Below are 26391 nucleotides of genomic sequence, written 5' to 3' on the forward strand. Positions count from 1 at the left end.
TGAGGTTTGAGATGTTAAATTAGCAATAATTTAACATCTCAAATTAGTTGAAGGGCTGGCGTAATTGCCAGCCCTTTTTTATGACAGGTTTGTAGTTGCGCTGTCTTGATGAATTTTGAATTTTTAACCGCTGATGAATGCTGATGAAGAGGATATTATACCAGTTGTCATTAGGATGAGGTACAGGCTCAGAATGCCCAAAAGAAGAAGTTCCTCGTTTGGGGTGTACTTCATCCAATTGCCAACCGCTATAAGTTGAGATGAGAACTCAACCAATGCGTATCAACCAGCAGCGCCTAGAAATCTATAGAAGCACTTGTACTATGAGGGTTCAGCTTGGTTTTCACGTGACCGCATTTAGCCAATTCGATTATTTGCTTTGATAATGTAGAGGCAACTTATTTATATAGAGGTTCCTTACTACGAAGGTTTGTCACCGTTAATCGGCTCGGCTAAATTCATTCTACATGGCATAAAGACATCTTGTAAATGTAAGTGATTGTTAGCAAATGTTAGAAAAAGTCTTACAGTTAATCAACCCTTTATTCCCTTCAAAATCTATTTACTTCCTTGCTCAGTCGTCAAACTCAGAGCAGTAATATTTAGGAGCCAGAGCGTTAAGCGCATCAACTTCAGCATTGCCTTGAGGTTGCAGCAAGTCGATCGACATTCCCGCACTGAGCGCATTACATATCCCGCGCGCACGTTCGATAGCCGCTTGGGGATTTCGCTGAACGCGAGACACGGCATCGGATGAGGATGAATTGAGCCGTTTGCTCAACGATCGTTGATAACTATTAAGAAACGCCTGGTCATTGGGATCTAAAGCGATCGGGAGGCCTCTGCCACTACTTCCACAAAGCTTACCTAAGTCGATCGTTCGACCATCACTCGTCTGTATATAGCAAACATAATCAACGGGTATTTGAGCGACTGAATCCCTAGATTGAGATAAATCAACGCCAAAGGCGATCGACATCATTACCAGAGTATAAAACACTCGTTTCGACTGGCGGACGTATTGCACTACTCTTCAAACTCCCACAAACCGTTAAACTTTCATAGGCTTATAGAGAACCCACACCGGATGTTGCCACAATCCGGCGTGATTCACCATCTTCTGCATAGTGCGAACATAAGAGCGTTTTACAGGCAAATAAAATGCTCGCACTATAAGACAGTAATGTTATGCTCCTCGTTGAGACCTCCAAGGACCCCAAATGGCAAACGTGATGCCTGGGGTTTGGATATTAACGAACATAGTTCGACCATCCGGCGAGAAGCAGGCTCCGGCAAACTCCCGATCGTTGAGCGCATTTTTTGCGAAACGATACAGTTCCCCGTTAGGAGTTACACCCACCACGAACTGCTCATCATTGCCATCTTCGCAAATGATCAGATCACCATGAGGTGCCACAACAATGTTGTCAGGGCCATCGAGTTCGTCACGCGATTTAGCCTCAACAAAAAGTTCGATCATATCTTGATCGGGAAGATACCGCCAAACCTGACCAAATCCGTTCGGTCTGCCAGTGGCAGCATCAACAGAGCCACCATTCGAGCAACAGAAGTAAACTTCACGATTGCCGTACCAGATGCCTTCCCCACGAGTAAACTGGGCAGCACCTTTACCGAAACCTTCGACCCGTACTGTATCCGTAGCCGGGTCAGGATTGTCAATTGTCACCCATTCCACGGACATCGGTTGGCCCTTGGGAAAGCCTGCAAAAGTCTTTGCCTTAGGCATATTCTTAATCTTCAGCGCTTGCAGAGTACCCCCGGCGCTTAAATTGTTCCGTTGATTGGGGATAAAGCGATAGAAGAGGCTATCTCCTCGGTCTTCAGTCTCGTAGACAATTCCGGTTTTGGGGTCGGTCGCCACCGCTTCATGGTTAAACCGTCCCATTGCAACTAAAGGTACGGGATTCACAGGAACCGTTGCGAGAGCCGGAACTTCAAAGTTGTAGCCGTGAGATTTGGAGACATTTCTCGCATCGCCCGGTGCTCTATTAGTCGCCACAGTCGAGACATCCTCCTCGCAAGTAATCCAAGAACCCCAAGGAGTCGGGCCGCCCGCACAATTTCGATAGGTGCCGGTAAGCGAAGCGTAGTGCTTGATGAGCTGACGATTGGGTCCAACCTGTAGTGTGGTTGTCCCTCCTTTGCAAAGAGGATCGTAAGGATTTGGACCCACAACTTGTGTTGAAGAATTCGGACTCAGTTCGTGATTGCGAACCAGAATCACCGTGTTTTGGGGACCTGGGAAAGCCGCCATGCCATCGTGACCACCGGGCACAGGGGAACCGTCGCTCATCATTTCGCCCGTTCGTGAAAAAGCCCGATACTGAAAGTCATCGGGTAAATCTAACAATCCATTCGGATCGGGTACGAGGGGTCCATACCCTCCTCCAAATACTGATTCACCATTGGCCTTTCTGGCATAAAGCGCTTCTAGAGGAGACATCATCAAAGTGCCAGCAGCGCTCGCTCCTGCCAATGTAAAAAACTTTCGTCGTGATAGTTGCATGAGCTTTTCCGGTGAATTAAACAAAGCATACTAAACTTGCATCAAGGCTAAGATAAGGTTGGTTTAACTTCTCATTAAGGTTGTTTCATAGTTGTTAAATGTCAATCCCAGTGGCTCGTAATTGCGCTGCTAACCGGGCTGTTCGCTGCTCTATTTTTTCAGCCTGTTGATGTTTTTATTCAGTAGGAATTTGCAGGATGGACATTACCTTAATCGGCTTTCTTCAAGAGATTCTTATAAAAAACTCTCTCTGCCTTAATATTTTAAAATTAAAATAAGTCACTAGAAGTTATGAATTTTGTGTTGATCGGGTAATTTTTTCGTTGAGATTCTATATCTTTTTTAACAGCTTGTATTTGTAAAAATCTACCCATAAAATCGGTTTAAACTTCTACAAAACTCGACTGAGTTCAAGGATTTATAGGAAAATGACCCATTGAAATAGCCGTTTGCAAGTGGATAAAGTACACCCCAAACGAGGAGCTTATTATTTTCTGTTTTTTTTACCCAAGCAAACTGCACACAAGTAGTCGGAAAGAACCCTAAAGCCCAATCCCGATGCAACGGCTTGTCTAATTGCTCTTAAATTGGGTACAAGGAGTTTTGGATGAACGTCAATTATTCTGCGAAATACAACTGGCCAGAAGTGGTGGGCGGCAGGTGGCGCGAGTGGAACATACTCTCAATCCTGCACAAATTGACCCCGCAGAACATGGCGCTATTTTCTACGCTGGGGGACACGGTACAATGTGGGATTTTGCTGATAACCAGGAACTTGCTGGGATTGGTGCTATTTATGAAGCAGATGGCATTGTTGGTGCTGTCTGTCACGGGCTGGCGGCGTTAGTTAATCTTAATTTTCAAGTTGGCGTTGTGGCCAGCGAGAGGCTCGTCACAGGCCAAAATCCCGCTTCGGCTGCAGGTGTCGGTCACAAAATGGTAGAATTGCTCAAAAATAAGTAGATCCAAAAAAAAAATCACACCGAGAAACCCGGTTTCTTACACAACACCTTCGCGCCTAAGTCAAAATGCTCTAAGAAAGTAGGTTGGGTTGAGGCACTCGTACCCAAAATTTTAGATTTTACATTTTTGCTTCCATCTAAAATAGCCAATCTAAAATCTTTTGTTGGTTTCGCTCCACTAGGGTTCAACCTACAAGGTATTATTTAAAAAACCTGGTTTATGGATACCTGATTTCTACCTGTTTTTTATTCGGTTAACCGTACTTCAATAATCACTTTATTGGAGAACCTTACTGTCATTTTTTCGTCTGTACTGTCAATGAAGTCGCGTTCGCTATACGAGGATACATTACTGATTTATGGGAGGTTTTAGTGGGTTTTATTTATTTCCACTAGCCAAAAAAAGTATAATTTTGGAGTGCTGATTTAGGCAGGTATCAAGATATTGATTGCCCCGTAAAACAGCGAAATCAACTGAGAAGTTGTGCTGATTATTACCATAGCGAAATGAATAAGCTATTAGGGCATAATGTTGTGAAAGATGGAACAGGGTATGGAACTAAATTTACAGAAATTTTATAGCGCCTGCAATCCCAGCTACACCCTGGCAGTAGCAAATCAAAAAGACCGACAATACTATATCGATTTCTCTTCAGTGCGGGGCGGCACAATCGTCGAACAATTGGAGCGCACCATCAGCCGTCTGTCCCCCGATGCACCTACCTGTCAATTATTCACCGGCCACATTGGCTCTGGTAAATCAACTGAATTGCTGCGGCTGCAAGCTCAATTGCAGCAACAAGGATTTCATGTTGTTTACTTTGAGTCGAGTAAAGACTTAGACATGGCAGATGTAGATATCACTGACATTTTGTTGAGCGTTGCTCGTCAGGTGAGCGAAAGCATTGAGAAAATGAAAATCAAGCTGCAACCGACGGGTTTTAAAGCTTTGCTCAAAGGGGTTGCTGATGTTTTTCAAACTCAAATAGACTTGAGGGCTGAAGCTAATGTCCCTGGTTTTGGGGAAATAAATGCCAGCACGGAGGGAGAGTTTTCTCTGGCGCTGGGAATTGGCAAAATTACTGCTAAGGCGAAAGATGCTCCCAATCTGCGATCGGAGTTGAGGCAATATTTGGAGCCGCGAACTAATGTAATTTTAGATGCACTGAATAAGGAGTTGCTGGAGCCGGCTAATCAAGAACTCAAACGCCAGGGGAAACAAGGACTTGTGGTAATTATCGACAATCTCGATCGCATACACCTGTGCGCGAAACCGACGGGGCGGCTTCAGCCGGAATACCTGTTTGTCGATCGCGGCGAACAGTTGGCAAGACTAAATTGTCACGTCGTGTATACAATTCCTTTGGTGCTGATTTTCTCTAACGATTTGGGCCAGTTGACCAATCGATTTGGGGTAGATCCGAAGGTTTTGCCGATGGTGCCGGTGCAGTTTAGCGACGGTTCTGAGTGCTCTGAGGGTCTGGAATTGCTGCGTCAGATGGTTCTGGCGCGTGCTTTTCCTACAGTGCAGCCTTCGCAGCGCTATGCTTTGGTTGGCAAAGTTTTCGACTCTGCGGAAACTCTCGATCGCCTGTGTCGAGTCAGCGGCGGTCATGTTCGCAATTTGCTGCAACTGCTGTATAGCTGTCTGCAGAAACAAGACCCTCCTCTGTCGCGGGAAACTTTGGAAAATGTGATCGTCCAGCGCCGCCACCAGCTTACTTTGGCGATCGAACCCGATGAGTGGCAATTGCTGCGCCAAGTATCCGCTACCAAAACTGTGAGTGGGGAAACTAAATACCAAATCTTGCTGCGTAGTCTCTGGGTGTTTGAATACCGTTACGGCGAGGATTACTGGTTTGATGTCAATCCGATTTTGGCTGACGCCAAAGAGTTTCGGGAAACAGTTAACAGTTGACAGTTAACAGTTGACAGTTGATAGTCAATCGGCGATTGAAATCGCTTAAGAGTCAAACGAAGTCCGAGCAGAGGGGGACTAAAGAATAAGGGCGGTATTCTAGCAGGATCTGGTATGAAAACTCACAACAGTCAACCGTTAACAGTCAACAGTCAACACTCAACTAACAAAAATGATTAAAGGCACTACTAAACTGTTGGGAGTAATTGGTCATCCCGTCGAACATTCTCTGTCGCCGGCGATGCACAATGCTGCTATTTCCCACTTGGGAGTCGATTTTGTTTACCTGCCGTTTCCCGTAAAACCAGGGGATTTAAAAGCTGCTCTTGCAGGATTTGCGGCGATCGGCGTCCGGGGATTTAGCATCACAATTCCGCACAAACAAGCCATCTTACCGCTGCTGTCGGAAGTTTCCCCGATCGCCCGAGCGATCGGCGCAGTCAATACCGTATACCTGACTGACAAAGGTTGGTGCGGCACAAATACTGACGTTGAAGGCTTTCTCGCGCCGCTGCAAACCCCCCCAACCCCCCCTTACCAAGGGGGGGCTAAAGACGCGACCTCTCCCTTAGAAAAGGGCAATACGGCTGTCGAATCTGATTCGCCTCCTTACGAAACACGGGCTGTGGAATCCTGTCCCCCCCCTTACCAAGGGGGGGCTAGGGGGGGTTCCGATTGGAGTCAGAAAGTAGCGGTAATTTTGGGGAATGGCGGGGCAGCGAGAGCTGTTGTGGCTGGATGCGCTCAATTGGGATGTGCAGAGATTCACGTTGTCGGCCGCAGCGAACAAAATTTAGCGGAATTTCAGCAGAGTTGGGTCAATTCTCCGATGCCCGTGCAGAATTTGCAGGTTCATACTTGGGAGAATTTGTCAATGTTAATCTCGCAGGCAGATTTGCTGGTGAACACGACGCCTGTGGGGATGTATCCGCAGGGGGAAAAGTCGCCGGTTGCGGAGGGTGCGATCGATCGAATTTCAGCAGGTGCGATCGTCTATGATTTAATTTACACCCCTAATCCTACCCAGTTTCTCAAAGATGCACAGCTTCGGGGAGCGCGAGCTATTGACGGACTCGAAATGCTAGTTCAACAAGGAGCAGCCGCCTTAAAAATTTGGCTGGATAAAGAATCCGTCCCAGTTGATGTGATGCGCCAAGCCTTGCGACAGCATTTAGGTCTAGACTAATGCCATTTATTCAAAAAGTAGCGGTAGTTTTCAGAATTCCTATAAGTAGGAATTAGAGGCTGAATTCGCGCTAAGCTGAGAATTAAAATATACTTGCCCCGCCATTTATGAAATTTCGAGCTATCAGCCTTTTTTTTGCTACTTGCCTAATCGGAATTTTTAGTTTGGTATTCACTCCACCTGCTTGGGCTCTGACGCAGATTAAACTTTCCGACCTTTCTTATCGCGAATGTCCTGCCGAAATGGGAGAAGGAACAGTCACCAGCGGCAGTTCTATGGAAGCTACCTGCTTTTTGATTACTGGGAAAGCTGAAAATAGCACCGGCAAACCAGTTGTCAATGCCGATATTTTCGGCCGCATTTATGATGCCGACGACAATCCGGTGATGCAAAATCGCACTCGCTTGGGTTCTATAGAAGAAGTTCCTCCCGGAGTTAGCGATTTTCAGCTCAGAATTTCCGTTGCCGCCAATCAACGAACACCTTTGAAGCTCAAGCAATTTAAAGCTACAGGTTTTACTGGCGTGGTTCGCCGCTAACAAAACTCTTTGAGATTTTAGATTGCTGAGAAAGAGATTTTGGGTTGGCTGCCCGTTAAACCGATCTGCAGTTTTAGATTTGAGATTTGTGATTTGAGATTGTTGAGTGGCTGGCAATTTCTCATTTCTAATGTACGATGAACTCCCCAGCTTTTCAACCAGGGAGTTCATCTAAAAATGTCAAATCTAAAATTTAGTTGCAGGCAGCTAGGTCTGCCAAACAATTTACGCTCGATGCTTAAAAACTTAAGCTTTTCAAACTACAAGGATGTTTGCAAGCTGGTCAAAAGACCGATCAAGAATTCCGAGCCGAACTGAAGTACAAAAAACGCAATCAGTGCCGAAAAGTCAATCCCTCCCAAGGGGGGGATAATCGATCGGAATAGATTTAGGTAAGGATCTGTTAACTGACTCAAAATCGAAAACGGGGGGTCGTACCAATTGATATTGGGGAACCAGCTTAACAGCACCCGAAAAATCATCAGGACTAGATAGATTTGCAGAAATGTCGCTAGCGTGGTTGCCAAAAGGCCTATTGAAGAACTCATAAATTTTGCTTGTAGTTTGAGTAAAGTTTACAGACACTTTAACTGTGAGTTTAGCATAGCTGGGGGAGTGACAGAGGAGGGAGAGGGGGGAGAGGGGGAGCATCAAGCTTTTTACGGGCGGGCAGGATATGATAGCCACCCCACAATAAAATTCACTCTTTGTGGAACAGGCCCAAAAGCCAGTTCTTGAGAATGGCGCAAGATGTTAGTAGCCCCCATGGAGCTGCCAGACTAATCTAAAATTTTAAATGGATTCAGGAGTCTGGGGCGATCGAGCCCTCGTTGCCCGGCGCCGGCGCGTTGCCGTTTACGTCGCCGAGTTGCAGCCGCACGTCATCTATTGCCTGATTTAGCTGGGCAATTTTATCTTCTAAACTCAGCCTTGCTACTTCCATCCCGTCGGCTTCGAGTTGGCTGGCTTTCCTCTGGCGGATTTTTCTGGTTTTTGCGTCTGAAGGTTCACTCAGCAAAGCTTCAGCAGCGCGCCGCGACAGCACTGTGCCCAAAACTGCACCCACCAAGCCGCCAAGGGCAGCTCCGGCAATAAATCCCCCTGTAAAACCCTCTCGATTACTCATAGCTCAACTCAACTGCGCGATATTTCCTTAATTTGTTTATTTTGACACTCTCCCGGTGAGAAACCGGGAGATTGTTAGTTGTCAGGTAGGCGTTGCACAATTTGAGAAGGATGCTTGTGGGGTGTCCCGCCTGCTGTGAAAATACACACCTTCGGGTTCATGGGCCCATCCCACAAAACAATCAAAATCATCCCGCAATTATGCAACACCGTCAGGTAAGGCGAGAATTCCGACTTCAGAGTTAAAGCGGATCATTTCCAAAGATCGATCGCCATAAAGATCTTCAATGTGTTCCAAGCAGCACTCGATCGCGAAATCGTTTAATTGGGCCGGCTCAACGCCGTACATCTCCTCAAACACCTCTGAGTCTACCCGACAAAAGCGCGGTCGATCGGCGTAAATTCCGCATTCTCGGGTCGCTTTGTCAAAATTGATACACCAACCGTCATCTCCGACTAAGCTCAAATAGAGCGATAATTCGTCTTCAGATAAATACTCGTCTAAGTCGGGGCGCTCTGTTGGGTCGAGGTAACAACAAGCACCGCACTGCTTTACGCAACGCCAAGTAGCCATAGTTTGATTTTAGATTTTAGATTTTAGATTTTAGATTCGGAGCATTATGTGGAAAATGCCAAACTTTAGGAGACTGGAGCTCTTCAAGTATATCAATTGCCAGTGCCGGAGACGGAGATTCCGAAGGGGGGGGTTCGATTTTAGATTTTAGATTTTAGATTGGGGGCACTTTCCGGGAAGGGGCATCAAGTCTCTGGTTTCCTGTGACTGAGAGGTCGATCCTAGTTTACATTTTGTTGAATTTTGTAAAGTTCCTTAAAAAATATGGTCGATCGCCCGGTAAAATCAGAAGCGGATTTTCTAATTCAACAATCTAGACTTAATCACTACAGTCAGGAGGACACATGGACTTTATAACCAATCTTTTCAGTGGTATGGCTGGTGTAGACTACCAACTCATTGTTCAGGTAGCTTTACTCGCAGCCGTCGTGCTTTCGGGCCCGATCGTGATTTTTCTGTTGGCAGCTAGAGGCGGCGACCTGTAATTATAGCACGCTCCGGGGCGATCGAGAGTTGGGAGTTTTGAGTTTTAAATTATTCAAAATTCACAACGCTCGATCGCCAATTTTCCATGATGCACGAAATTTTTTATCAAATACCGAGTTATCAAATACCCAGGGCGTGTTTAGCAGTTTGAATCAAATTCTCAAAAAAAGGTAGAGATACATCGACTTCTCTAGCATCTTTGCGGGAGTTACCTAACAAACCGATGTTTTGTCCGGGTGAAACAGCCAGAACTTGCCCTTGAGAGTTGCGAATTCTCAATTCCTCGATCGAGCCTGCTGGAGACAGACTGCAAGCATAAGTGCGATCGCAGTAATCAAACTCAACTTTTCCCAACCTCGGTGGCCTGGAAGTAGCAGCATTTGCCGGTAGCCGAACACCCAACAATTCTAACTCCACCGATGTCTTGCCATTAAAACTATTTTCCCGCAATCGGTAAGCAATATCAACCCGCCGAGGCAAAGGAAAATATTCGCCCCAACGCCAAGCAATCGCCTTCACACTAGCCGCTACTTTTCCATCTTGAGTTGCAGTTAGTTTAACGTGACCTCCTTTACCAACAATTTTCTGTTCAGTTATGCAAACATTAGGCGTCCAAAATACAGGAGCCTTATTTTCAATTCCGCAAGGTTCCAGAGCATCAATTTGTCGGTAAAGGTCAAGATTAATCTCAGCCAAATCTGCTCGCACGTCAACTGAAACCAGCGGTTTTAGGTGTTCCGGCTGCAAGCATTGATTGGCAAAAATAGACAGTTGATTGCGGAATTGTTCGAGATTCTGGGCCGGCATCGAAAAACCGCCAGCCGCTTTGTGTCCGCCAAATTTAGTTAATAAATCCGCGCAAAAATTCAGCCCGTCAAATACATTAAACTCAGGAATTCCCCTCGCCGAGCCCCGGACAATTTTATGGGCGACCTTCCCTACAGCCTCGTTTTCGCCAGCCTCATCCTCAAAAGTACCAATAAACACAGGTACGCCGTAGCGTTCCACCAACCGAGAAGCTACAATCCCGATCACCCCGTGGTGCCAACCGGGTTGCACGACAACTAAAACTCGTTCTTGCTGCAAATCGAGATCACTTTTCTCGCACCAAGCGATGGCTTCCTGCTCAATTTCCTGGCACAACTCCTGCCTGCGCTGATTGATTTGTTCGCACTGCATCGCGTTTTTCAGAGCCAATTCGCGATCGTCCGTGGTCAGCAACTCTATCACAATTTGAGGGTCAGCCAGCCGCCCCACAGCATTAATCCGGGGGCCAAGCCTAAAACCAATATCTTCAGGCTTTAAGGAATTATTAGTTTTATTTTGCGAGTTAAGAAGTGAGGGACTTTCCGTACTTCCCGGCTGCACTCCAGCCACCTGAATCAAAGCCTGAATCCCCGCCAATTGCGAGTGAGGCAACAGCCGCAAACCCCGCTTCACCCAGCGCCGATTAACTCCTGTCAAAGGCGCTAAATCCGCAATAGTTCCCAACGTAAATAACTCCAGCAGCGGATTCACCAACCCGCCCACTTTCTGCATATCAATCGCCAAAGTAATCGCCAAAACATAAGCAACGCCTACGCCAGCCAAACCGCGATAAGGCGAAGATTCTGCAATTAATTTCGGGTTGAGAATAGCATCGGCCGGGGGCAGTTTTGGTGGCAAATCGTGGTGGTCTGTAATAATAACTTTGACACCGAGTTCTCGTGCTCTGGCAACCGGGCCGTAAGCTGCAATTCCGTTGTCAACCGTGAGAATGAGAGCGACACCTTCCGAGTGAAATTCTTCTACAATGCGATCGTTAATCCCATAACCTTCTCGCATCCGGCTGGGAATAGCATAATCCACATTCGCCCCCAGAGCCCTGAGAGCTCGCAGCAACAAAGCGGTGCTCGTCATCCCGTCAGCATCGTAGTCGCCGCAAATCGCAATTTTTTTCCCTCCCGAAATCGCTTCCCGCAACAATTTGACACTCGCAGCCAAATCGGGAAACTCATCGGTTGGCGCGGGCAAAACCAGAGATTCCGGTTCGATAAACCCTTGCACTTCTTTCAGAGAATCGATGCCCCGGTTAATTAGTACCTGTGCCAGCAAGGGCGACAAACCGATTTCGGCGGCAAATTGTTCGGCTTGTTGTGTTTCAGGCGAATAAATTTGCCACCGTTGGTTTGGCAATCGGTGAAAATGCGGAGGCACAGATGTCGGTTGCTCTTGCACGGAAGCTGAGGTTTAAAGATACATAGTTAATCTTACCGAATTAAGTCACTGCGTCAATCAATTCTAGATTTTAGATTTTAAATTGAGCCTAAAGATGAGTTTTTTGGGTAAAATTCAAAGGTTGTTTGTAGGAAAGCTTTTTTCGGAAGCTCTCACCGCACCCAAATAGGGATACAAGTCCTGACAGCAGTTGTGGAGACCAAAAAATTTTAGACCAAAGTTCAAATCCCCCAGATTTATCTGTGGAGTCAATCTAAAATCTCGAATCTCAAATCGACTGGCGGGAGCCGAAGAACTAAGTGTAGCAGGCATTTGCGCTGCCCGCCCTAGGCCGCAGACTACTAATTTAATGAGGAGACTTGCATGAGTGGCGATCGACCACCTTGGTTTAAAATTGCATTACAGGTTCGGGGGTCTGTCATTCCCTCAATTTTGCCCCGCGTTTTGCTGTGTGGCGGCTTTGGAGTTATTATTTCCCTGCTGCACTTTTTTAAGTTGCCAGTTTCCATGCCCATTTTGTCGAGTATTGTACCGAGTATTGTCCTGGGTTTACTGTTAGTTTTTCGGACAAATACAGCCTACGAAAGATTTTGGGAAGGTAGAAAAATGTGGGGTACTTTAGTCAACAACGTCCGCAATTTAGCGCGCCAAATCTGGGTAGCAATTGAGGAAAAAGAGCCGCAGGATATCGTAATCAAAAAGGCAGTCCTGCGCCTGTTACCTGCCTTTGCAGTGGCGATGAAACTGCACTTGCGGCAAGAACCAATAAATCCAGAATTGGAGGCGTTAATGTCCCCAGCGCAGTACCAAAAGCTCAAGTCGATGAACAATCCGCCCCTAGAAATTGCCTTTTGGATTGAGGATTATATGCACGAGCAGTACGAGCGCAATTGCCTGGATGTCTATCAGTTAACAGGTATGAATGAGTTGCTCAACTCTATGATTGATGTATTAGGTGGCTGCGAGCGGATTTTGAAGACGCCTATCCCTTTGGCTTACGCGATTCACCTGAAACAACTATTGTTGCTTTACTGTTTGGCACTGCCCTTTCAAATGGTGAACGATTTGAGTTGGGGAACCGGCCCAGTTGTGGCTTTAATTAGTTTTACTTTGTTCGGTATCGAAGAAATCGGCATTGAAATAGAAAATCCCTTCGGACACGATGCCAATGATTTGCCTTTGACCAATATTTGTGCTGCCATGCAGCGCAATATCGACGATTTAATTTCTTTATCTCCTAGCGTTCACGAACAGGTGAAAGATAAGTAGAGTCATTCCATTTTAAATTTTAGATTTTAGATTTTAGAGTTGTATCGAAAATCTAAAATCGTATAACCTACTGGTTAATTTCTAACAATCAACCGCATTAACCCAGCCAATACTAACAATACAGGCGTCAGCCAATCTCCCCACCGCACGTACAAAGTCCGAGTTTGCCGCCGATAAATAGTAGCATCTCGGACTTCATAGGTATTAATTCCAGACTTCCAAACCGTCTCGCCGCGAGGATTTACAAAAGCAGAGTAACCCGTATTAGTTGCTATAACTGCCCATCTATCAGTTTCAATTGCCCGCATCACATCTAAAGCGTGATGTTGATCCAACATTGGCGGTTTGTAATGGGCATTGTTGGAAGCTGTGATCATAAATTCGCCTCCATTTGCCGCCTGATATCGGAAATTTTCAGCAAAGGCTGAATCGTAACAAATTCCCACAATGGCGCGACCAAACGGCGTATCAAACAATTGTTGAGAATTGCCGGGTACTAAATGAGCATCTAAGGGAGAAAGGCGATTAATAATCCCGCCTAAAATTTCGTAAAAAGGGATATATTCGCCTAAAGGCACTAGCTTTAGTTTATCGTAGCGACCGACAATTTCTCCAGTGCGATCGATCGCCAATAAGCTGTTAGTGATACTATTCTCTTGCTGTCCGAATCCTCCAATCCAAGCCACCACACCGCGATCGAGAATAGCTTGGTAAAACGAAAGAGTAGAACGCTGATACTCGTTTGTCCAGATAAAAGGCAAAGCTGTCTCTGGAATTAACACAGCATCGACTTTTCTGTCTGCTAACTGTTTGTATCCAGTGGTGTAACCTTCCAAAGCGCGCCCCCAACCCGCTGAGTCAAACTTAATCTCGTTAGGAATATTGCCTTGAATAATGCCAATTTTTAAAGCGGTTGCAGCTTCTGGATTCAAAGGGCGGTTGTATAAACTCCATCCTGCAATATGCAAAACTAAACACAAACTCGCAGGCAAAATATAAGCAACCCAATTCTTCCTTCTTCCTTCTTCCTTCTTCCTTCTTCCTTCAATAAAAGCTTCGGCAATTAAGCCATTTACTGCTACAATAGCGGCTGTTACTGCGCTGGGGCCGGAGAGTTGACCGAGGTGCAATATTGCTAAATTGTGGGGGCTTTGCGTGTAAGATAGTGATGTCCACCACAGCGAACCTGTACTCCAAATACTTTCTAAGGCACACCACAAAGCTGTGCCAATTAAAACGCGAGTTAATGCTGAAAATTTAGAGCTACTCCCGCCAGCCACCCCTTGTAAAGGGGGGGAGTTAAGAAGAGTAAGATGAGAGCTACCCCCCCCAGCCCCCCCTTGTAAAGGGGGGGAGTTAAGAATAACAATAGGATTTTTGCCGGGTAAAGTGAGGGAGTTGAGAATTAGAAATAGCCACGCCCAAACGGCTACTAATGCGGCTCCCCAGAGGGTGATGAAGACCCAGCAAAAAAGTGCGATCGCCAAACTCGGCCACCAAGGAACTCCCAACCAAATCATCGGGTGAATTCCCATAATCCAAGATAAAGCTAATCCGTGATAGCCAATTCCCCAGAGTGAAGGAAGAAGGAAGAATGAAGCAGGAAGAAGGAAAAATTTTGGTTGTTTTACTTCTTGAAGAGGCCTTTCATAACTAACAACCAAAACCCACAGGGGAGCTAATGCTACCCAAGCCAATAGCCAAGCATTTACTGGTGCGGTTGTCAATGCCATCAAAATGCCGCTCAAAAATGCGATCGCCCAGGCTAATGTTTTGGATTTATGAACCACGAGTTTTTCAAATTTGTGCCTGTTAAATATCGCCACTTTGATGATTGCCAAAAATAATAATTCTTAATCAATATATCAGATCGATCAGGAAGAAGGAAGCTCGGCAACGCGCCGTGTATGGGATTTAACGGATTTAACAGAAAAAAATCTCTCAAATTTTACTTGCCAAAACAAAAAGCGCCCCTATTTCTAGGAGCGCTTTTTGTCAATCAAAAGCTAAAACTTAGCCGTTGATAGAAGGAGCAACCATTGCTACTGGGGTGACTTCACCAGCGGCCAAGTCGAGAGGGAAGTTGTGAGCATTGCGCTCGTGCATTACTTCCATACCCAGGTTAGCGCGGTTGATGACATCAGCCCAAGTGTTGATGACGCGACCTTGCGAGTCGATAATCGATTGGTTGAAGTTGAAACCGTTCAAGTTAAACGCCATCGTGGAAATACCCAAAGCGGTAAACCAGATACCGACAACTGGCCATGCACCTAACAAGAAGTGCAAGGAACGGCTGTTGTTAAAGCTCGCGTATTGGAAGATTAACCGACCGAAGTAGCCGTGGGCTGCAACGATGTTGTAGGTTTCTTCTTCTTGACCGAATTTGTAACCGTAGTTCAAAGATTCAGTTTCGGTTGTTTCGCGAACCAAAGAAGATGTTACCAAGCTTCCGTGCATGGCGGAGAACAGAGCACCGCCGAAGACACCAGCAACTCCCAACATATGGAAGGGGTGCATCAGGATGTTGTGCTCGGCTTGGAACACGATCATGAAGTTGAATGTGCCGGAAATACCCAAGGGCATACCGTCAGAAAAGCTGCCTTGTCCGATCGGGTAGATCAAGAATACTGCGGTTGCTGCTGCAACTGGTGCAGAGTAAGCGACGCAGATCCAAGGACGCATTCCTAAGCGGTAGGACAGTTCCCATTCACGACCCATGTAGCAGAAAACGCCAATGAGGAAGTGAAAAACTACCAATTGGTAGGGGCCGCCGTTGTACAACCACTCATCGAGGGAAGCTGCTTCCCAGATGGGATAGAAGTGAAGCCCGATCGCATTCGATGAAGGAACAACAGCACCAGTAATGATGTTGTTGCCGTACATCAAGGAACCTGCAACTGGTTCGCGGATGCCGTCGATGTCCACAGGAGGAGCAGCGATGAAGGCGATGATGTAGCAGATGGTGGCACTCAGCAAGGTGGGAATCATCAAGACGCCGAACCAACCCACATAAATGCGGTTGTCAGTGCTAGTTACCCACTCGCAGAACCGTTCCCAAACGTTGCCGCTTTCGCGACGCTGTACGGTTGTTGTCATTTGGTTTATGATGGCTTAATTGAATTTTCAAGGTTCGTTGTGGGGATGCCCCACGCTTATATTAGTAACACCATTCACTAAAGTTTGCCAAGGGATTACTGCGGACAATTTAAAGATTTTACAAACATTTACAAAAATTAGATTCTTGATAAATATTTATTGTTTTTTACAAAGGAATATTACCCACCTAACACGTTAAATATAGCGACCTGAAGAACTGAATTTATTATCTGTAGCTTAATCCAGCACTTCGAGCTAATTATTTTTGTTCAGGTCGATTCTCTCTCTATCTAAATATCTGTTAATTAAGTCTTGAAGATATAATTTTTAATATTTATTAACCTATAACTGGTGGCTTCTGCGAGGTAATTTTTTATCGGGAGAATACTGAAAAGTTGGTTTTTAGTGCGATCGCGCTACATTCTCAATAACCTCCAATCCACCGGTTTATTGACGAAAAAAGAAACCCGGTTTCTGAGGCGCTTGGCAATAGAAATCAACCGGGTTTCTGAGGATGAGTCCGCAAGTTCTGCGTAAAAATTAGCCTTTAGCCTGGGGGCCACTTCATCTGCCGTCCGCCGAGAATGTGAAGGTGCAGGTGGTCTACAGTTTGGCCGCCGTCGCTGCCGCTATTAATGACGACGCGATAGCCGTTGCTAAGTCCGAGTTGTTCTGCTACCCGCTTGACAGTCAGCAGCAGGTGTCCCATGAGATCATGATCTCCCGACTCGGCATCGGCTAATTTGGCAATAGGCTGTTTGGGAATGACGAGGATGTGAACGGGCGCTTGCGGATTGATATCTCGGAACGCGAGGGCCAAGTCGTCCTCATAAACGATGTCTGCTGGAATCTCTTTGCGGATGATTTTGCTGAAAAGCGTTTCTTGAGTTGTCATGGGTGTTAACGAAGGAAGAAGGAAGAAGGAAGAAGGAAGAAGGAAGAGGGAAGAAGGCGGAAGAGGGAAGAGGGAAGAGGGAAGGCCCAAGTGGGAAGGGAGAAGGGGAAGAGGGAAGAGGGAAGACCCAGCAGGAGAGAAGGAAGAGGAGAAAAAGAAGAGGCAAGGAAAAGTTTTTCTTGCCTCTTCCGATATTCATTAGTCATTGTTAATCATAATAGATGATGAATCAAGGACAGGCAAATTAAGGATAAAGAAAAATGCTTGCTAGGGTTTGGAGTGCATCGATCGTTGGAATTGACGCGGTAAAGGTTGGTGTTGAGGCTGATGTGTCAGGGGGGCTACCAAAAATCGTCGTTGTGGGATTGCCCGATTCTGCGGTGCAAGAAGCTAAAGAAAGGGTTAAGGCTACGCTAAAAAATTCGGGATATGCTTTTCCCATGCGGAGTATTGTGATTAATTTAACTCCGGCGGATTTGCGGAAGGAAGGGCCGAGTTTTGATTTGCCGATCGCCATTGGCATTTTAGCAGCATCGGAACAAGTCAGCGGTCAACTTTTGGGAGATTATTTGTTTTTAGGGGAACTTTCTTTAGATGGGAGTTTGCGACCTGTGGCTGGGGTTTTGCCGATCGCCGCTGCTGCTCAAAAAATGGGTATTTCGGGGTTGGTTGTACCGGCTGGTAACGCGCAGGAAGCGGCTTTGGTGCACGGAATATCTGTTTATGGTTTTGAGAATATTTTTGCTGTTACTGATTTTTTAAACAATCCTGAAGTTTATTCGCCTGTAGAAGTAAACGGTCGAGAAGAGTTAGCAAAAACGCGGTTTCCGGGTTTAGATTTAAAGGATGTAAAGGGGCAAATTCACGCGCGGCGGGCTTTGGAAATTGCGGCGGCTGGCGGGCACAATTTAATTTTTGTGGGGCCGCCAGGGAGCGGTAAGACGATGTTGGCGAGGCGTTTGCCGGGTATTTTGCCGCCGCTGACTTTTGAGGAAGCTTTGGATGTCACTCAAATTCATTCGGTGGCTGGGTTGTTGAAGGATAAGGGAAGCTTGGTGGGCGATCGGCCTTTTCGCAGTCCTCACCATTCGGCATCTGGCCCTTCTTTGGTAGGTGGTGGCAGTTTTCCGCGTCCGGGAGAAATTTCCTTAGCACATCGCGGCATCCTTTTCCTCGATGAATTAACTGAGTTTAAAAGAGATGTTTTGGAGTTTTTGCGACAACCGCTGGAAGATGGTTATGTGACCATTTCTCGCACTAGACAATCGGTGAGGTTTCCGGCGCAATTCACTTTAGTTGCAAGTACGAATCCTTGTGCTTGCGGTTATTACGGCGATTCGATTCAACAGTGTACTTGTTCGCCGCAAAAGAGGGAGCAATATTGGGCTAAACTGTCGGGGCCTTTGATGGATCGGATTGATTTGCAAGTGGCGGTTAATCGTTTGAAACCCGAGGAAATTACGCGACAGCCGACGGGGGAAGAGTCGGAACCGGTGCGGGTGAGGGTGCAGCGGGCGCGAGAGATCGCAACTCGCCGTTTTCAGTCGGAATCTAGTTTGCGCTGTAATGCGGAAATGCAAAGCAGTCACATTAACAAATGGTGTCAGTTGGATGAGGCTTCTCGGAATTTATTGGAGATGGCGATTCGGAAGTTGGGGCTTTCGGCGAGGGCGAGCGATCGCATTTTGAAGGTTGCTAGGACTATTGCTGATTTGTCGGGGGATGAAAGCTTGAAAACGAATCATGTGGGGGAGGCGGTGCAGTATCGGACGATCGATCGGATGCAGTAAACAGCGGCTCAAAAGACACAATCCCCCGATCCCCGACTTCTTAAAGAAGTTGGGGATCTAACAGTTGATTCGGCGATTTAAATCGCTTCTAAAAATACAAAGCCCCAGCCGAGGGGGACTAAGGGATTTAGGGGGTATTTAAGCTCGATTGATGTTGTCCAATTATTTGATTGAGCCAGTGAAACGCGCCGATGTTCCCATGTTTATTGTCGGATGTTGTGCTGCATAGTGCCAGGAGCAGTTGTGGCAGTTGCGTAAGTTCTGTTAGTGTTAGATTGGGGGAGGCGACAGCAAACCAAGGCAGCAGTTAAAGTGGCGATCGAGGAAGCTTTAGATCGATTTCCCGAAAGCTACTCAACAGAATTGTATCAGCCCAAATGTCAAGAGGTTTATCAGCAGGTCTACGAATCTTATTCTGAGGCTGGACGCTGTATTTATACCACCGCAGGTTGAAGCTGGTGTCAATGCCACCCACCCACAGCTTTTGTCAAAAACCCCTCATAATTTAATCAAAAATTTATCAAGTTGTTACCCACTTTTTGTCATTTTTACTGTAATTTATGATACCGATCGCCCAAGTTGCCCTAATCTCCACAACGGCAGAATTTTTAATATTTAAGTTCCCCCTCCCCCTCTACCTCGCTATTGCTCGCTATTGCTCGCTATTGCTCGCTATTGCTCGCTATTGCTCGCTATTGCTCTTTCCCTCGCCCCCTCTCCCTGTTTCACCCTAAAATTTGAAATTTTTGAGTGACGAATCATGGCACGATCGCAGCGCGTTTTGATACCATGCAATCAAGCGGAAGACAATCAGGGAATGCACTGGAGGTGTGTAAATGGAGCTTTTAGCAGAACAAAAACGGTGCTTGGATTGCTTGGTAAGCTCGATCGAGCAATTGGGAGGTCGAGTAGACATTCCAAAGCTGGAGCAGATAGCTGAGCTAATCATTCAAACAATGAGAGGGCCTTGGCGCTACTTTCACACGTCGGAACACATTTTTGAGGTCGGGGGGTCAGTCGATCCGATCGAGGTGCTGGCTGCGCTGTTTCACGACCTCGTGTACGTGCAAGTCGATCAGGGCGTTAGTTTCAATATTAGCAGCGCCCTTTGTCCTTTTGTCAAAGAGGTGCGATCGCAGTTAGTTATTAGAGATGAAACCGAACTGCCCGACGATGCCATGTATCACCTAGTGGCCTCAGTATTTGGGTTTATTCCCGGCAAGACTCTCTCTCCGTTTGCCGGCCAAAACGAATTTTTGAGTGCCGTTATTGCTGCCAAATGTTTGGAGCCTTTTTTGCCAGCTAGTACGATCGCTGAAATAACAGCTTGCATCGAAGCTACTATCCCTTTTCGTCCCGTTTCGCCCAGCGGTTTGAGCGCGATCGAACTTTTGCACCAGCGTTTGGTAAGTATAAATCGCGATTTTAACTTGGGATGGAGGCATTCAGAAATTGTAGAATTTGTCAAGCGTGCTGTCAGGTTAGCAAATAGAGATGTCGAGAATTTTGCCTCTCGAAATTCCTCTAATTTCTTAGACAATACCTGGAATTTGATGCCAGAAACCAACCACGAATTGATCCATGTTAATTCCTATACTGTTGCCGGATATCGCAAGTCTCTGCAAAAAATGGAAGGATTTTTGAACTTCCTCAAACCCGAACTGGTTTTCCAGCAGTTTATGCAAGAGCCGGACGATGAAACCTACGCTAACCTGATTGCCAGAACTCGCAAAAATATCGAAGTTGCTAAACTTTATCTGGGGGTCAAGTTAATTACTATCGCCATTTTAGAAGCTCTTTCCTACCGTATGGGCCGCGAGATTCCGCTTTCAACTATGATGGGAGAATTGCGCGCACCCGGATTTAAAATTTCGGTTTTGGAGGATTACTTGCCCAACAAACAGATCGCCTACCCATTAGACAGTCAGTTGCAAAGAGAAGTGTTAGACCTGCTAGAAATAGGACGCAATCAAGAATCGCGCTATGATATTAAAAACTCCCCGGTTTCTACGTTTATTATCAAATCTATCGGCTTTGCTGAAACTGAAAACTTGTTGAAGAAAGCTCAAGAGTTTTTTGCAGATCCTACTTCCTCGGAAGAGTTTCTCTCTTACTGCGCTCCCGATGTCATCGAGACCATCTCCTCCGGCGTGATGAAACTCTTTGACAGCAGGAAGACGGCTTTAGGGAAAGTTAAATTAGTTCACCAAACCGTTTCTTAGGATAGGTTTGCACAATCTTAAAAGGTTTTCCATCGCAGAAACCAGGTTTCTTGAGTTCAGCCACAATGTCCGGTTAGTCTGAGATGTGGCACCATTCTCGCTTAACAGGCTTTCGGGCCTGTTCCACAAACAATGAGTTTTCTTGTGGGGTGGGCAGGAGATCCCGCCCATAGCAGGCTTATTGACAATGGTGCAAGATCTCAGTTTAAACCATAAAAAAAAGTCCTCTTTAAAGGACTTTAGCTATGAGTCTGGGGTTTGAACCCCTGGCGGGCTAATTCGACATCCGACTTCTATTGCGGTGAACCAGTCGCACCCTCTGCGCCGGAGTTGCTCTCAGGTACAGCCGTACCCGTAGGATTAGAATCGCTCTGGCTTTCCGTATTAGTTTCGCCGCTGGTACCTGCTCCAGGAGCGCCCTCATCTTGAGTGGGAGATGGAGTAGCTGAACTCTCAGGTGCTGGAGTTGGCGCAGTGGAAGCTGGCTCATCCTGCGGAGTCGGAACCGTAGTATTGGTATTATTTGACGGCGAAGATGGAGACGGTGCTGCTTGCTGAGCAGGTGCATCTTGCTGCTGTGAATTTGGAATTGTAATATTGATATTGGGAGCCGGACTTGGTTGAGGAGCCGGAGTTGCCTTTTGAGCTGGACTTGGTTGAGGAGCAGGGGCAGCCTTTTGAACAGGAGATGGTTGAACCGGAACCGGAACAATCTTTTGAATGATCGTTTTTTCTCTCTCTATAGTCCGAGTCGGAGCAGGTGTTGCTGAAGGTTGATTCGCTTTCGGTACAACAATCACAGGAGCCGCAGTAGGAGTAGGAGCCTCCTCACCCCGATTGAAGTAATATACACTGCCCAGAACTAAGCCTGCCAAAGAAGCAAGAAGAATCCCTAACAGTAACCCGCGACCAGCATTCTCATTATCGCGGACTTCTTGGACTCCAAGTTGGCGGTGGTTTTCCGCCATTTCACCCTGTACAAAACCTTGGTGATGAGCTGCTTCTTTAGAAGCCTTCCCCGTTGTACTCGGAACACTTTTAGTAGTTCGCGTTGTACTGACGTGACCGTTAGTTGCATCTGTGTGAACTTCTTGATGAATTTCACGGCTAGAGCTATTTTCTTCGTTAGGTTTCATAATTATCTTCGCCACAACTATTCAAAAAATATTTGTCTGTAGGAGATGCTCTGGTTTGAAAACTTGAGCTAAGCTGTTCAGCATTTAAATCACTTACTTCGATTCACTGTCAAGATTAACTCAAGATTCACTCAAGATTCACTCAAGATTCCGTCAAGATTCAGTCAAGATTCAGCCAAGATTCAGTCAATATTCATGTGTAAACCTTGGGGGTTTTAGTCATACCCGGTTTAAATGCTTAACACCTTAATGCTTAGGGAGTTTAGAGAACTTTTGGCTTTTCCTTAATCTGTATCAAATCTAACTAACGAACGCATTAACCAGGCTCTACCCTCCGAGTGATTGTCTGAGTCCTCCAAGGGAATAGGATTAGCCGGACTTAAACAAAAAATACAGGCTAAATGAGTTTATATACTTGCTCTGCAAGCATATAAACTTAAAAGATGAGCAATGAAGGAGATAATCCCCGTCGCAAGGCCCCCCTGCTTTTATAAATGGTGTCCAAGATTTGACGAGATCTTTCGTCATCAAGCCCAAAAACGGGAGTTTAGGAACTATTTAGGCGAATTATTGGGAGAAAGTGAGCCAAACCACCTGTCGCCGATGGTGGCACACGCCGTGCGAGTAACTTACCACAAATTACACCATTTTTTAAGCGCAGCGCCTTGGTCATTCAGTGAAATGAATCAACGTCACTTGAAGGTAATGAACCAGTGTCATCAAACCACGCTCAGCCAGGGATTTTACCTCATCTTAGATGATTCATTGCACCGTTACAAGTGGCAACTTTACTGCCAGAGTGGGAGGGCAATAGAGCCTAGAAATCGCGAAAAAAGAGAAGGGAGTAGTAACAGTTACTAGCCATCTATTTATCAAGCCAGTTTGTGCTAGAAGTTTGTTTAAGTCCGGTTAGATAACCACAATTAATTTATTAGTAGTAATAAAGGTCATTTTTCTCTCATCCATAAAGAGAGGAGGGTCTTACTCACTACCAACAAGGTTGATTGCGGGAAATTAACCGGACATCCGCTATTACTAACAACTGAGTTTTTTTACTCGGTTCTTTCAATGATGATAGTCATGTGAGCGACTAATGCACCTATCGCTCCTACTGCTGCAATGACTGGAAACAAGGCCGCACCGATGACTCCACCGACTACTCCCACCGTCAGAGGAACTTCTACCAAGATCCGTCCCTCTTCATTTTTGATAATGATGCGGCGGATATTTCCTTCGTGAATCAGTTCTTTAACTTTAGCAACCAAATCGTCGCCGTTAATTTTCACCTCCTCGACGCTAACTTTTTGCTGAGTATAAGCTGGGGTTTCTAAAGGAGTCGTTTCAAAATTAACCTCACTAACTTTTTGGGAAGAAACTTTTTCAGATACAGGTATTGATTCGAGTTCTCTTGTCCCGACCGGTTCTTGTAGGCGCTCTGTAGGGGTGTCCATTTTTTGTTCTCCTTTTAGGTAAAAGTATTTTTGTATAGAATTATTTAGAATTATAACACGCAACTTTTTGTCGATCAATCATTCTTTTGGGTGATATTGCTGTTGGTGCTATCGTGCTTTTTTCTCTTGATATTTAACGGCGATCGCCTAAAATCCTTCCTCGGTAGGCCCTAGCTGCCGACTTCCCTAGTGCCGCTTGGTTAACAGTCTGCTTCTGGGCCTCGCACCGCCCCACTCTTCAAAAACCTCCGATCCAGACAGCCCAATGATTAAAGGGACTTTCACACTCTCCGAGACTCAGACTCAACAGGTGTACCGGTTGAAATAGTGACATTGTACTGAAAGTACGATCGTCCCGCCGTGTATATAGTTACCACCTCTACTTTGGGAAACCGCACATGGAAACCGTCGCTTACTTTCCTCAAATCTCATTTCAATTTAGCCCAGTGCGATCGCCCAACCAAACCCCACCCCGCGAGGTTCCTCAAATCAACATCTTAGAGTTTCTAATGAGAATTGCCTAAAATCAAGGGGGAGGAGAAATAATAATGATCGAAATATTATCGTAACCAAACCAACTTCCTCAAATTGAAGTTGAAGTTGGGGAAAAGTCGGGTAAAATAGAATTATTTCTTTCTGCTTCCTCTTGATTCTCCGTGTCGGATTTGCCAGCGACCGAGTTTGAATCTCAAGTTCGTGGCCCGGCCGTACTTTTGTGGAAACTTTTAAGGCACATTAAGCGGATGTGTGGAATGTGAGTTTTAGTTGCGATCGCACAATTTTAGCATCTGCCGGGAAAAATTTCGTCGGTGAAGCTTTGGAGTGTCGATGCGGCTAAAGTATAAGCTGCCGAACTTGACAAATTGCTCGCTATCGGCTGTCCCTGGCTGGAAGACTCCCTACATGACAATCCTCGGGTTGAGTGCGATCGGCATTTGTGCAAAAAAACTGACAATTGAGATTCATTGGCAATTTCCAGAAACCTGTTTTGCCTGAATTTTAAAATCGGGCGATCGACTGCCGATTTGTCGCTATTGTTGTCTTATTGTAATATAATTTTACGCAAGGGGTAATACGAAATGTACTGCCACAGGTCGCAGATGTCTATCCATCTGAACCAAATTAATGTCATCAAACATTAAAAATAGTTATGACTGGTATATTCGGATTAGTAAAATCTTGGATATATAAAATTCAATACATAGTCAGGTTTCAAAGTGGTATTGGCTGTTAAATCAATCTAACCTGCAATATCGTTTCGGGGGACACCAGCATGATTTAAGGAAAAAAAAATCCTGCTGAATTAACTAAATTCCAGGGAGCAGAGGGAAGTTGATAACTAAGCTATAAAAAGAGTTAAAAACGCCGTCTAAAGAGTAGGCAAGACTCCAGCAGCCAACCGCAACTGCCAATTACCAAAGGAGGGAGCAGTGTATGAAACTGACGGGTTGAGTCCCCTAAAATCGCCGCTTGGTTTGCGATCGACTCTACAGGAATTAACCCTGTACGACTTTCTCCTCGAGTCTGAGTGTCCGGGGAACGAAGTTGCTAAAATTTTTCAAGCAAACCCTTTAGTTCCCGGCATCATCATCACTCAGCAAGGAAAGTTTATAGGGATGATTTCGCGGCGGCGTTATTTTGAACACATGAGCCGCCCCTACAGTTTGGAGTTATTTTCTCAACAGCCTTTGTTTATACTCTACCGCTTTACTCAAACTGATATGTTGGTTCTCGATCGCGAAACCTCAATTATGACGGCAGTGCGGCAGTCTTTGGAGCGATCGCCCGAACTCATCCACGAACCAATTGTAGTACAAGTAGAACCGGAAACTTACAAACTTTTAGACGTACACCAACTGCTGCTTTCTCAGTTGCAAATTCACGAGTTATCAACCGTGGCGATGCGAGAATCGCAAGCGCAATTGAGACATCAAGCCCAACAGCTCGAACTTGCCTTGTTAGAACTTCAGCGCACTCAAACTCAACTAATTCAAACAGAGAAAATGTCTTCTTTGGGGCAGTTAGTAGCCGGAGTAGCTCACGAAATTAACAATCCGATCGGCTTTATTTATAGCAATTTGCACCACGCTAAAGAGTACACGCAAGGTTTAATGCGGATGCTCGACATCTACCGACAGCACTGTCCTGAACCCATCGCAGCAATTGAAGCGGAAGCAGAAAAAATCGAACTCGATTATTTACTAGAAGACTTGCCGAAAGTCTTAAACTCTATGCAGCAAGGTGCAGAAAGAGTGCGCGACATCGTTTTGTCGCTGCGGAATTTTTGCAGGTTAGACGAAGCTCAAATGAAGCAGGTCAACATTCACGAAGGTATCAACAGCACGATTATGCTTTTGCAAAGCCAGCTTAAAGGGAAACCGGGGCAGGAGGCCATAGAAATTCACAAAGAATACAGCGACTTGCCGCTGGTGCAGTGCTATCCCGGACAGCTCAATCAGGTATTTATGAATATTTTACTTAATGCAATTTACGCTCTGGTTGAGTCTAATAAATACGAAAATGTCGATCAAAAAACCTCTAAAAAGTCGCACCTAGGCAACCAAAAGCAGTCTTGTACAACGACCCAATCATCACTTTCTAACTCGGTTCGCCTGGTTCCTACGATTCGGATTCGCACCGAGTTAATTGAGAAAAAAAAGGTAATAATTAAAATTTCTGACAACGGCCCGGGGATGACAGAAGAGGTTCGGAAGCGGTTGTTTGACCCTTTCTTTACTACTAAGCCGGTCGGCCAAGGAACGGGTTTGGGACTGTCAATTAGCTATGAAATTGTTGTCAACCAACACGGCGGCGCATTGAAGTGCTTTTCGGAACTGGGAAAAGGAGCAGAATTTGCGATCGAAATTCCGCTTCAACAGTCTTCCGTAGCACATATTTTGCCTCGCTTTGCGTGATACAACAGAAGGAAGAAGGAAGAAGGAAGTTCGGCAACGGATTGTGTAACGGATGTAACGGATGTAACGGATGTCAGTCCGAT

The 26391-nt window shown here is 45.8% G+C and carries 24 protein-coding genes; 13 read left to right on the plus strand and 11 right to left on the minus strand.

Translation table 11 applies throughout. From position 1 onward, the window contains the following. Positions 1-574: 574 nt before the first annotated feature. Together QUB14_RS02390 and QUB14_RS02395 are read right to left on the minus strand one after the other, a co-directional pair. Positions 575-1027 carry a hypothetical protein gene (locus QUB14_RS02390; protein WP_333214108.1) on the minus strand — a complete coding sequence of 151 codons (453 nt, stop codon included), beginning with the start codon at positions 1025-1027 and terminating at the stop codon, positions 575-577. 159 nt (positions 1028-1186) lie between these two features. Next, complete coding sequence (locus QUB14_RS02395) at positions 1187-2527, minus strand: alkaline phosphatase PhoX (protein ID WP_333214110.1); 1341 nt, start codon at positions 2525-2527, stop codon at positions 1187-1189. Positions 2528-3103: 576 nt separating this feature from the next. On the opposite strand from QUB14_RS02395, the gene QUB14_RS02400 reads away from it, so the two are divergent. The 4 genes from QUB14_RS02400 (at position 3104) to QUB14_RS02415 (ending at position 7132) form a co-directional block, all read left to right on the plus strand. Beyond that, complete coding sequence (locus QUB14_RS02400) at positions 3104-3490, plus strand: hypothetical protein (protein WP_333214112.1); 387 nt, start codon at positions 3104-3106, stop codon at positions 3488-3490. 552 nt (positions 3491-4042) lie between these two features. Further along, entirely contained in the window at positions 4043-5407 is a 1365-nt protein-coding gene (locus tag QUB14_RS02405) for a P-loop NTPase fold protein (protein ID WP_333214114.1), read from the plus strand. Between the two features lie 172 nt (positions 5408-5579). Beyond that, a complete protein-coding gene (locus QUB14_RS02410) occupies positions 5580-6593 on the plus strand; it encodes a shikimate dehydrogenase (RefSeq protein ID WP_333214115.1) in 1014 nt (337 codons plus the stop codon). Between the two features lie 107 nt (positions 6594-6700). Further along, positions 6701-7132: a hypothetical protein gene (locus tag QUB14_RS02415; RefSeq protein ID WP_190657424.1), complete on the plus strand. Its 432-nt coding sequence runs from the start codon at positions 6701-6703 to the stop codon at positions 7130-7132. A gap of 260 nt (positions 7133-7392) precedes the next feature. Here QUB14_RS02415 and QUB14_RS02420 read toward each other — a convergent pair whose 3' ends face one another. The 3 genes from QUB14_RS02420 to QUB14_RS02430 all read right to left on the minus strand — a co-directional run bounded on the left by QUB14_RS02420 (position 7393) and on the right by QUB14_RS02430 (position 8831). Beyond that, the gene (locus QUB14_RS02420) at positions 7393-7680 is read right to left on the minus strand and encodes a YggT family protein (RefSeq protein ID WP_190657426.1); all 288 of its coding nucleotides are present in this window, start codon (positions 7678-7680) and stop codon (positions 7393-7395) included. Positions 7681-7934: 254 nt separating this feature from the next. After that, positions 7935-8258 carry a hypothetical protein gene (locus tag QUB14_RS02425; RefSeq protein ID WP_190657428.1) on the minus strand — a complete coding sequence of 108 codons (324 nt, stop codon included), beginning with the start codon at positions 8256-8258 and terminating at the stop codon, positions 7935-7937. Between the two features lie 198 nt (positions 8259-8456). After that, entirely contained in the window at positions 8457-8831 is a 375-nt protein-coding gene (locus QUB14_RS02430) for a YkgJ family cysteine cluster protein (RefSeq protein ID WP_190735392.1), read from the minus strand. Positions 8832-9175: 344 nt separating this feature from the next. On the opposite strand from QUB14_RS02430, the gene psb30 reads away from it, so the two are divergent. Continuing rightward, positions 9176-9316 (plus strand): photosystem II reaction center protein Ycf12/Psb30, encoded by a 141-nt coding sequence (psb30, locus tag QUB14_RS02435; protein ID WP_333214118.1) that lies wholly within the window; start codon positions 9176-9178, stop codon positions 9314-9316. Positions 9317-9437: 121 nt separating this feature from the next. On the opposite strand, the gene recJ is transcribed toward psb30, so the two are convergent. Next, positions 9438-11534 carry a single-stranded-DNA-specific exonuclease RecJ gene (gene recJ, locus QUB14_RS02440; RefSeq protein ID WP_333214120.1) on the minus strand — a complete coding sequence of 699 codons (2097 nt, stop codon included), beginning with the start codon at positions 11532-11534 and terminating at the stop codon, positions 9438-9440. A gap of 363 nt (positions 11535-11897) precedes the next feature. Here recJ and QUB14_RS02445 point away from each other — a divergent pair, with 363 nt between their 5' ends. After that, positions 11898-12803, plus strand: coding sequence for a bestrophin family ion channel (locus QUB14_RS02445; RefSeq protein WP_333214122.1), 906 nt, complete (start codon positions 11898-11900; stop codon positions 12801-12803). Positions 12804-12877: 74 nt separating this feature from the next. Here QUB14_RS02445 and lnt read toward each other — a convergent pair whose 3' ends face one another. The 3 genes from lnt to QUB14_RS02460 all read right to left on the minus strand — a co-directional run bounded on the left by lnt (position 12878) and on the right by QUB14_RS02460 (position 16794). After that, positions 12878-14629: an apolipoprotein N-acyltransferase gene (gene lnt, locus QUB14_RS02450; RefSeq protein WP_445251806.1), complete on the minus strand. Its 1752-nt coding sequence runs from the start codon at positions 14627-14629 to the stop codon at positions 12878-12880. Positions 14630-14816: 187 nt separating this feature from the next. Then, on the minus strand, positions 14817-15899 hold the full coding sequence (gene psbA, locus QUB14_RS02455) for a photosystem II q(b) protein (RefSeq protein WP_190657438.1): 1083 nt from the start codon (positions 15897-15899) through the stop codon (positions 14817-14819). A gap of 547 nt (positions 15900-16446) precedes the next feature. Continuing rightward, entirely contained in the window at positions 16447-16794 is a 348-nt protein-coding gene (locus tag QUB14_RS02460; protein ID WP_190693435.1) for a histidine triad nucleotide-binding protein, read from the minus strand. On the opposite strand from QUB14_RS02460, the gene QUB14_RS02465 reads away from it, so the two are divergent. The 4 genes from QUB14_RS02465 (at position 16793) to QUB14_RS02480 (ending at position 20806) form a co-directional block, all read left to right on the plus strand. Then, positions 16793-16996, plus strand: coding sequence for a hypothetical protein (locus tag QUB14_RS02465; protein ID WP_333214126.1), 204 nt, complete (start codon positions 16793-16795; stop codon positions 16994-16996). The two genes, QUB14_RS02460 and QUB14_RS02465, sit on opposite strands and share 2 nt — an antisense overlap. Positions 16997-17054: 58 nt before the next feature. Next, positions 17055-18584 (plus strand): YifB family Mg chelatase-like AAA ATPase, encoded by a 1530-nt coding sequence (locus QUB14_RS02470; RefSeq protein WP_333214128.1) that lies wholly within the window; start codon positions 17055-17057, stop codon positions 18582-18584. A gap of 267 nt (positions 18585-18851) precedes the next feature. Continuing rightward, positions 18852-19037, plus strand: coding sequence for a hypothetical protein (locus tag QUB14_RS02475; RefSeq protein ID WP_333214130.1), 186 nt, complete (start codon positions 18852-18854; stop codon positions 19035-19037). Between the two features lie 383 nt (positions 19038-19420). Then, on the plus strand, positions 19421-20806 hold the full coding sequence (locus QUB14_RS02480) for a hypothetical protein (RefSeq protein ID WP_333214132.1): 1386 nt from the start codon (positions 19421-19423) through the stop codon (positions 20804-20806). 293 nt (positions 20807-21099) lie between these two features. Here QUB14_RS02480 and QUB14_RS02485 read toward each other — a convergent pair whose 3' ends face one another. Then, positions 21100-21942 carry a hypothetical protein gene (locus QUB14_RS02485; RefSeq protein ID WP_190657447.1) on the minus strand — a complete coding sequence of 281 codons (843 nt, stop codon included), beginning with the start codon at positions 21940-21942 and terminating at the stop codon, positions 21100-21102. Between the two features lie 450 nt (positions 21943-22392). Here QUB14_RS02485 and QUB14_RS28685 point away from each other — a divergent pair, with 450 nt between their 5' ends. Then, on the plus strand, positions 22393-22803 hold the full coding sequence (locus tag QUB14_RS28685) for a transposase (protein WP_445251804.1): 411 nt from the start codon (positions 22393-22395) through the stop codon (positions 22801-22803). Positions 22804-22994: 191 nt separating this feature from the next. Here the strand turns inward: QUB14_RS28685 and QUB14_RS02490 are convergent, their stop codons facing one another. Continuing rightward, a complete protein-coding gene (locus QUB14_RS02490) occupies positions 22995-23393 on the minus strand; it encodes a DUF4342 domain-containing protein (protein ID WP_190657451.1) in 399 nt (132 codons plus the stop codon). Between the two features lie 398 nt (positions 23394-23791). On the opposite strand from QUB14_RS02490, the gene QUB14_RS02495 reads away from it, so the two are divergent. Together QUB14_RS02495 and QUB14_RS02500 are read left to right on the plus strand one after the other, a co-directional pair. Beyond that, positions 23792-23917 (plus strand): hypothetical protein, encoded by a 126-nt coding sequence (locus QUB14_RS02495; protein WP_333214135.1) that lies wholly within the window; start codon positions 23792-23794, stop codon positions 23915-23917. A gap of 906 nt (positions 23918-24823) precedes the next feature. After that, positions 24824-26308, plus strand: a complete 1485-nt coding sequence (locus tag QUB14_RS02500; RefSeq protein WP_333214137.1) for an ATP-binding protein — start codon at positions 24824-24826, stop codon at positions 26306-26308. The last annotated feature ends 83 nt before the right edge of the window (positions 26309-26391 follow it).

The sequence above is a fragment of the Microcoleus sp. B3-D2 genome, from assembly GCF_036705345.1.
Taxonomy (GTDB): domain Bacteria; phylum Cyanobacteriota; class Cyanobacteriia; order Cyanobacteriales; family Microcoleaceae; genus Microcoleus.